Raw genomic sequence first — 1,898 nt, forward strand, 5'->3', positions numbered from 1 at the left:
GCGATATTGATATCTCTCGGCCCAATACACCAGAGAGCCTGTTTTATTTATCCGAATTAGATGGATTAGACAAATTCTCTGAATTAGGTACGCAAATTACCGCGGGTGATCACCTGCAACTCAGTGCAGGGGGCGATATTGCGGGTATCGCGAGATTAACATCGACTCAGGGAAATGTCTCGGTTAACGCCGGCCGGGATTTACTGTTCTCTGCCCGGAAATATTCGCCGATTAATGATGGCGATAAACAGTACCTTTATGCCACCAGCGCCATCAACGCGGCCAAGAATCTCACATTAGTTGCAGCGGGCAACCTGCTGACCTCCGGGGCCGGCTTGACATCCGGCAGTGATATGCAGCTCTCCGCAGGTGGGAATGTTCGTTTTGAGTCGCGACAAGAATTTATCCGCGAGGGGAATATTGAGCGCTTTACGCAACACGCCAGCCGGCTGAACAGTGGTGGCGCATTAACTATCCGCTCTCAGGGCAGTATTTTATTCCAGGCGACGGCGTTAATCGCCAAAGGGGTGATGGATATCGCGGCAACGGGCGGCTTTCTCTATGCGCAAGCGATGGAAGAAGTCTACAGGCGGGAAGAAACAGAGAAAAACTGTAAAGGTTTGGGGCCCATAAAATCGTGTAAAGTGTTTGGGTCTAAAACAGAACATAAAATACAGATCAAGAAGACCAACAAAGTCACGGAATTTACGGCCGGGGGGGATATTAACCTGATGGCAAAAGATGAGGTGACATTGGAAGCGAGTCGGATAGAAACCGGTAAAAACGCGAAAATCACCAGCCAGACAGGGAAAGTGAACTTCAAGGCGATGCCCAATATTGATTTTGAGCAGACCATCACGACGTCAAAAGGCTTTTTTATTACACAGCACGATAAAGGTCACCGTGAGGAGAGCTGGATAATCCCGTCAGTGCAGGTTGGCGGTACGCTGACGGTGGAGGCGGCGAAAGGCATCAATGCGGATGTGAAAGTGAAAGAGGGGCAGTTACTGGAAGACGCGTTAGGGGTACTGAGTCACACTCCCGGTACGGAATGGCTGAAAAATCTTCAAGGACGCAATGATGTCCAGTGGGATCAGGTTAAGGACGCTTACAGTAGCTGGGACAAAAAAAGCGAAAGTTTAAACCCCGTAGTGGGTGCGGTGATTGCGATTGCGGTCGCGGCGGTCACGGCGGGTTCGGGCCTGGCGGCCTGGGCGGGAAGTGGTGCCGTGGGGGCGACAGGTGCCACGGGAGCCACGGCGAGCGCGGTTTATGGGGCGGCTTATGGCGGAATGATAGGGTTGACCTCGCAGGCGGCGGTGGCCTTAGTTGAAAATAAAGGGGATCTTACCAAGACACTGGCCGCCTTAGCGAAGCGCGAAGCCATCAAATCTCTCGTGACCCAAATCGCCGTGGGTGGCGCATTAGGGGGTTTAGACCACATGATGGGCTGGGGAAAATTAGTGGAGGGAAAAGGCGTTGTCGATCCGCTAAAAGCGCAGCTTCCCTTATTGAGTAATCAGAATTGGAGTCAGGTGGCCCAGCGTGTTGCGGCACAATCCATCGTCAGCTCGACAATAGGGACGGCGATTAACGGCGGCAGTTTTACAGATAACCTGCAAACCGCGTTGTTGAGCAATATCGGTAATCAGATTAATGCGGAAGGTGCCAAACTGATTGGTGATAACGGGGAGATTCTGGGTCATTCTGGCAAGATATTGAGCCATACGGTTGTGGCAGGCATTAGCGCTGAAATTGCCGGCGGGGATGCCAAAGGGGCGGCTGTAGGTGCGCTGGCGGCTGAATTAGCGGCAATCACAATGGAAAGCCGGCTATTTGAACCGGCGTATAAGAATGAAACAGAGCGACAAATCCATAAGCTTCAGGAAGCGCTGACG

1 protein-coding gene is annotated in these 1,898 nt (G+C 52.2%); it reads left to right on the plus strand.

What is annotated here, in order from left to right:
* Positions 1-1,898, plus strand: a 1,898-nt coding sequence (locus tag SLS51_RS22880) for a DUF637 domain-containing protein (protein WP_323840789.1), incomplete at both ends; no start/stop codon positions are given.

Source organism: Photorhabdus africana (assembly GCF_035181445.1).
In the GTDB taxonomy this organism is placed as follows: domain Bacteria; phylum Pseudomonadota; class Gammaproteobacteria; order Enterobacterales; family Enterobacteriaceae; genus Photorhabdus; species Photorhabdus laumondii.